General features: G+C 60.8%; 6 protein-coding genes. 3 read left to right on the top strand and 3 right to left on the bottom strand.

The features are described 5' to 3' along the window. Positions 1 to 117 precede the first annotated feature (117 nt). The gene (locus ACLCGK_RS28325; RefSeq protein WP_015270650.1) at positions 118 to 636 is read left to right on the top strand and encodes an MgtC/SapB family protein; all 519 of its coding nucleotides are present in this window, start codon (positions 118 to 120) and stop codon (positions 634 to 636) included. A 531-nt stretch (positions 637 to 1,167) separates the two neighbouring features. On the opposite strand, the gene ACLCGK_RS28320 is transcribed toward ACLCGK_RS28325, so the two are convergent. The 3 genes from ACLCGK_RS28320 to ACLCGK_RS28310 all read right to left on the bottom strand — a co-directional run bounded on the left by ACLCGK_RS28320 (position 1,168) and on the right by ACLCGK_RS28310 (position 3,563). Next, the gene (locus ACLCGK_RS28320; RefSeq protein WP_410953389.1) at positions 1,168 to 2,067 is read right to left on the bottom strand and encodes a hydroxymethylglutaryl-CoA lyase; all 900 of its coding nucleotides are present in this window, start codon (positions 2,065 to 2,067) and stop codon (positions 1,168 to 1,170) included. A 19-nt stretch (positions 2,068 to 2,086) separates the two neighbouring features. Beyond that, entirely contained in the window at positions 2,087 to 2,485 is a 399-nt protein-coding gene (locus ACLCGK_RS28315; RefSeq protein WP_013972930.1) for a MerR family transcriptional regulator, read from the bottom strand. 199 nt (positions 2,486 to 2,684) lie between these two features. Then, positions 2,685 to 3,563: a helix-turn-helix domain-containing protein gene (locus ACLCGK_RS28310; RefSeq protein ID WP_191472583.1), complete on the bottom strand. Its 879-nt coding sequence runs from the start codon at positions 3,561 to 3,563 to the stop codon at positions 2,685 to 2,687. A 172-nt stretch (positions 3,564 to 3,735) separates the two neighbouring features. On the opposite strand from ACLCGK_RS28310, the gene pobA reads away from it, so the two are divergent. Together pobA and ACLCGK_RS28300 are read left to right on the top strand one after the other, a co-directional pair. Further along, positions 3,736 to 4,923 (top strand): 4-hydroxybenzoate 3-monooxygenase, encoded by a 1,188-nt coding sequence (pobA, locus tag ACLCGK_RS28305; RefSeq protein ID WP_410953388.1) that lies wholly within the window; start codon positions 3,736 to 3,738, stop codon positions 4,921 to 4,923. Positions 4,924 to 5,182: 259 nt separating this feature from the next. Continuing rightward, positions 5,183 to 6,133, top strand: coding sequence for an IS110 family transposase (locus tag ACLCGK_RS28300; RefSeq protein WP_410951390.1), 951 nt, complete (start codon positions 5,183 to 5,185; stop codon positions 6,131 to 6,133). The last annotated feature ends 124 nt before the right edge of the window (positions 6,134 to 6,257 follow it).

Here is a 6,257-nt window from a genome sequence, read left to right as displayed (position 1 = left end):
TTTCTTTTGCAGGTCTCCCTCTCCCCCCCTTTTTTTTTTCCTTTTTGTGGTGGGGAGCGGGCGTGCCCGCGAACGGGCCGGGCCTGACAACACAATGCTCCACATGGGAAGAAAGCAATGGACCTCATCTGGCAAGCAATCCAGGCCGAATTCGCCGATATCACCGACGAGCGCGAGGTCACGCAAATCCTCGTACGCCTGCTGATGGCAGCCCTGCTTGGCGCTGTGCTGGGCTTCGAGCGCGAGCACAAGGGCAAGGCCGCCGGGGTGCGTACGCATATGCTGGTTTCGCTGGGCGCCGCGCTGTTCGTGCTGACACCGAGCATGGCCGGGGCCGACGAGCAAGCGCTGAGCCGGGTGATCCAGGGCATTGTCGCCGGTATCGGTTTTCTGGGTGCGGGCACCATTCTCAAGGGTAACGGCCAGGACGCCAGCCATGTGAAGGGCCTGACCACTGCTGCCGGGTTGTGGATGACCGCCGCCATCGGTACGGCAGCCGGCATGGGCCGCGAAGCCACGGCGTTGATCAGCACGATACTGGCCCTGCTGGTGCTGGGCACGATGCCGTTGCTGGTGGACAAGCTCGAAGGGCAGGATGAGGGAAAGCAGGAGGAGGAAGAGGGCAGGAAGCACTGAGGGGAGCCGAAGCTCCCCTCAAAGCGTTGTTGCCTGCTCTTTTTTTATTATTGGGACCGGCCTGTTTTTGTTTTTGTCAGCCTGTCCTGGTGTTGCGGGCGACCCCCATGCGGGGTCAAGAGCAAACGTATTTTTTTGAGCGCTGACCTGCTTTCATCATTGCTGATCCGAACTGGCTGCCGCTACCTGGAGGTAGTTTTATTGTTCTGTGCCAGACCGCGGGGCGTACCCCTGAAAAGCGTGTCGACTCCAAAAAAATCTGCTTGCTACGCCTCTGCCGTGTTGTTCTTGTTATGTCAGAGCCGTTACCTGTTGTTTTTATTGGGTGTCACATTCTTTTTGTTGTTGTACCAGAGATATAGCAGGGTGCGTGCCAACTTTTTCAAACCCTTTAAAATCAAGCACTTGGCGATTTCGGTCGAAATCGACCGGCCTGAAATTCTGCCGATTTGTTTCCCTGTTACCCGATTTTTTGCTGCAAAACGTGGGGGCGGTAACACTTCACCCACACCAATGTGACACCCGTATGACTTATTGCGCGCTGCGCGCCCGTGCTACCCGCGACCCGTTGTCGCGGCCCAGCACGCTGCTGATGCGGCGGCCGGCGGCGATCAGTCGGTCCAGGTCGATGCCGGTTTCAATGCCCAGCCCCTGCAGCAGGTACACCACGTCTTCACTGGCGATATTGCCGGTAGCGCCTTTGGCATAGGGGCAGCCGCCCAGCCCGGCCACCGAGCTGTCGAACACGCTGATGCCTTCGAGCAGGCTGGCATACACGTTGGCCAGGGCCTGGCCATAGGTATCGTGGAAGTGCCCGGCCAGTTGCTCGCGCGGTACCTGTGCCGCGACCACCTCGAACAGGCGCCGGGTCTCGCCGGCGGTACCGGTGCCGATGGTGTCACCCAGCGACACCTCGTAGCAGCCCATTTCGTGCAGGGCACGGGCCACCGGGGCGACCTGCTCGGCGCTGACCTTGCCTTCATAGGGGCAGCCGAGCACGCACGACACATAGCCGCGCACGCGCACACCGTGGTTGCGCGCGGCTTCCATGATCGGCTCGAAGCGCTTGAGGCTGTCGCTGATTGAGCAATTGATGTTGCGTTGCGAGAAGGCTTCGGAGGCGGCGGCGAACACCGCCACTTCCTTCACGCCGGCGGCCAGGGCGTCCTCGAAACCGCGCAGGTTGGGGGCAAGCGCCGCATAGGTGACACCCGGGCGCTGGTGGATGCCGGCGAACACTTCGGCGGAGCCGGCCATTTGCGGCACCCACTTGGGCGAGACGAAACTGCCCACTTCGATATAGGCCAGGCCCGCTTCGGTGAGGTCGTCCACCAGGCGCACCTTGTCGGCGACGCTGATGGGCTGGGCTTCGTTCTGCAGGCCGTCGCGGGGGCCTACTTCGACCAGGCGGACGTGTTTGGGCAAGGACATGGCGGGTTTCCTGTGGCGTTCAGCGGTTGTCTTTGTTGTTCAGGGTGGCGGCCAGGGCTTGTTCGCAGCGCTCCTGGGCGGTGTCCAGCTCCAGCTGCATCTGGTGGATGTCGAGCATCTGCTGTTCCAGCTGGGCGCGGCGCTCGGCGATTTTCGCCAGCATGCTGTTGAGCTGCTTGAGGTTGCCGCTGGAGGGGTCGTACAGCTCGATCAGCTCGCGGCATTCGGCCAGCGAAAAGCCGATGCGCTTGCCGCGCAGGATGAGTTTCAAACTGACTTTGTCACGCGCCGAATAGATACGCTCCAGGCCACGGCGCTCGGGGCTCAGCAGGCCCTGTTCCTCATAGAAGCGGATGGCGCGGGTGGTGATGTCCAGTTCGCGGGACAGGTCGGAAATGCTGTAGGTCTGGGTGCTCATGCTGGGGCTCGGCGTGGGGTATGCGGGTATCCTGAGGGCAGGTTGACGTATACGTCAAGCAGGGGCGCGGGATGTGTGTTGCCTGTGCCGGCCTTTTCGCGGGCTTGCCCGCTCCCACAGGGACAGCGGTGCCCTCAAGGCCAATGCAATACCTGTGGGAGCGGGCAAGCCCGCGAAGAGGCCAGAACAGGCGAAAAAGTTACTCAGACAACCCCGACCGGCGATACCCATTCGGTGTCTGCCCACTCAACCGCTTGAACCACCGGGCAAAATAGGTGGGGTCGGTAAACCCCAGGCTATCCGACAACTGCCCGATGCTCATCCGCGTATAGATCAGGTTGCGCCGGGCCTCCAGCAGCAACCGCTGGTGCACCACCTGCAGCGCGGTCTGCCCACTCAGTGCCCGGCACAGCTGGTTCAACTGCAGACTCGGAATATTCAACCGCGCGGCAAAATCCTCCACCGACAGGTGCTCACGGTAATGCGCCTCGACCAGGCGCAGGTACTGCCCCAGCAAGTGGCGGTCACGTTCATCGCGGTTGCGCGGTGCCTGCACCAGCTGCTGGCGGCGGCTGATCCACACCATCAGCGCCGTCACCAGTGCTTCGAGCAAGGCCGCCCGCGCCGGGGCGTTGCCCTGGTACTCCTGCTGCAGGGTGTCGATCAGGCTGCGCAGATGCACCCGGTCCCGGCCCAGCGGGTAACACGCCGCCTTCGCCAGTACCGCCAGCGGCGCGCCCAGGCGCTGCTCCAGGTTGGCCACCAGTGCCGTGCCAAAGGTCAGCACATGCCCCTGGATATCGGCGCTGAAGCGAAAGCCGTGCACGGTCATCGGCGGTACCACCTGGATTGCCGCTTCGCTGATGGCGCTGCGTACCCCCTCGATCTCCACTTCGGCCCGGCCGCGTTGCACATACAGCAACTGGAAAAGCTCGGCGTGCTGGTGCGGTTTGATTTCCCAGTGATGCAAACGGCTACGTGCCGGGATCGACTCGCAGTGCAGCAGGTCGGTGCCGGGCCAGGCCTGGTTTTCGCCGTACAACTTGAACAAGGGGACACCGGGAAGGGTGGATTTCATGCGTGCAGGCCTGTCCGTTAATCGAACGTTTTTTGTAAAAGTGCAGGTTATGCATGGGATAGCACACTTCAATGGCTGTTTTTGCCAGTAAAAATGCAAGGGCAAACCCTAACAGCAGATGCCGCCCCACTGCCAGTCCAGGGCCGGCATCGTCCGCACAGAGACAACAACAATGAAAACTCAGGTCGCAATTATTGGTGCAGGTCCGTCTGGCCTGCTGCTGGGCCAACTGCTGCACAAGGCCGGTATCGATACCGTCATCGTCGAACGCCAGACGCCCGAATACGTGCTTGGCCGCATCCGTGCCGGGGTGCTGGAGCAAGGCACGGTCGACCTGCTGCGTGAAGCCGGTGTGGCCGAGCGCATGGAGCGTGAAGGCCTGGTACACGAGGGTGTCGAACTGCTGGTCGGCGGGCGCCGCCAACGCCTGGACCTCAAGGCCCTGACCGGTGGCAAGACGGTGATGGTATACGGCCAGACCGAAGTCACCCGTGACCTGATGCAGGCACGTGAAGCCAGCGGTGCGCCGATCATCTATTCGGCAGGCAATGTCCAGCCGCACGAACTCAAGGGCGAACGGCCCTACCTGACCTACGAAAAAGACGGCCAGATGCACCGGGTGGACTGCGACTACATTGCCGGTTGTGACGGCTTCCACGGTGTCTCGCGGCAGAGCATCCCCGAGGGCATCCTCAAGCAGTACGAGCGGGTCTACCCGTTTGGCTGGCTGGGCATGCTGTCAGACACGCCACCGGTCAACCACGAACTGATCTACGCCCACCACGAACGCGGTTTCGTGCTATGCAGCCAGCGTTCGCACACCCGTAGCCGCTACTACCTGCAGGTGCCGCTGGACGAGCAGGTGGAGGCGTGGCCCGACGAGCGCTTCTGGGCGGAGCTGAAGGCACGCTTGCCCGAAGACGTGGCTGCGCGCCTGGTGACCGGCCCGGCCCTGGAGAAGAGCATCGCGCCGCTGCGCAGCCTGGTGGTCGAGCCGATGCAGTATGGCCACCTGTTCCTGGTCGGGGATGCTGCGCATATCGTCCCGCCGACCGGCGCCAAGGGCCTGAACCTGGCAGCATCGGATGTCAACTACCTGTACCGGATCCTGGTCAAGGTGTACCGCGAAGGGCGCACCGACCTGTTGCAGCAGTATTCGCCGCTGGCCCTGCGCCGGGTGTGGAAAGGCGAGCGCTTCAGCTGGTTCATGACCCAGCTGCTGCATGACTTCGGCAGCCACAAGGACGCCTGGGACCAGAAGATGCAGGAAGCCGACCGCGAGTACTTCCTGACCTCGCCGGCGGGGCTGGTGAACATTGCCGAGAACTATGTAGGGCTGCCGTTCGAAGAAGTGGCCTGAGGTCCTGTGCTGCTTGTCCTGGCCTCATCGCCGGCAAGCCAGCTTGTGTCTTCAAGGTCTCTTAAACTCGAAAGGGTGAGAGCAGTGGATGGCAGACTGAAAGCCAGATGTGCTCTAAAGCACGAGTGGGAGCCTAGTCGCCATCCACCTCTCACTCTGCTGACCTAAGCCCGAACAGTTGAATGAGTGGCGAACTCGTAGTCACAAGCTAGGGCTAAGTCAGAGTGCTCTCACTTCTTGAGTGTAAGAGGGCTTGGCGATGATTTCCTACTTCGTTGGTCTCGACGTTTCGAAAGCGACTCTGGATGTGGGCTTTCTTCCTGAAAGTATTCCCCAGTTCCAGGTCAGGAATGACCCAGAGGGCTTTGCGCAACTGATCGCATGCCTGAACGAGCTTGAGGTCGAACGGGTCTTGCTGGAAGCCACTGGTGGCTATGAACGAGCCGTATTCAAAGCCTTGCGACTGGAGGGTTTGAACGTCATCAGGGTCAACCCCAAGCGCTGTCGGGACTATGCGAGTGCCATGGGCAAAATTGCCAAGACTGACAAGATCGACGCCCAGATGCTGGCGCGGTTTGCCAGGGATTTCGAGGACTTGCCGCAGATAGAGCCTAATCAAGATCGGGATGAACTGGGAGAGCTCATCAAACTCCGTGGCAATCTTGTCCAGCATCGGGATGATGACAAGCGTCGGATGAAACAAACCACTTCAGTTACGGCCATTACCGTTTATACCGAGCATGTCGCTTACCTGAATGATCAGATTAAGGCTTTGGACAAGGCGATTGAGCGCGCCTCGAACGTGCTGGATCGCACGACAGCCATGCGGCTAAGGTCTGTGAAAGGGATTGGCGTCATCAGTTGTGGCACCTTCATGGCCTACCTACCTGAGCTGGGACGCGTGACGGGGCGCGAAATTGCAGCCTTGGCTGGGTTAGCGCCGTACAACAAAGACAGCGGCAAGAAGAGTGGCCCGAGGAAGATCGAAGGCGGGCGTTACAGAGTCCGCAAGGCGGCCTACATGTCGATCTGGTCAATGATCCAGCATGTCCCAGAAGTTAGAACCCGCTATGAAGACCTGATAGCCCGAGGCAAGTGCGCAAAAGTTGCCGCAGTGGCGTGCATGCGCGTGTTGCTGGTGCGCCTGAACGCAATGCTGCGTGACGGAACGGAGTGGAAAGAGCTCAAGCCTCAGGTACCCGCAACCTGATCACGAACGAGGATCGATTTTCTACAAATGCGGGCTTCGCCAACGACACCGCTACGCGGTATCGAGCGAAGCCCTGCCCGAATGGCACGCTTGAAAATAAATTTCTAAAGACAGTTGCTCCCAC

It is taken from the genome of Pseudomonas sp. S1(2024), from assembly GCF_046557535.1.
Note: the sequence above shows the minus strand (reverse complement) of the source record. Positions and strands in the feature narration are given on the sequence as shown.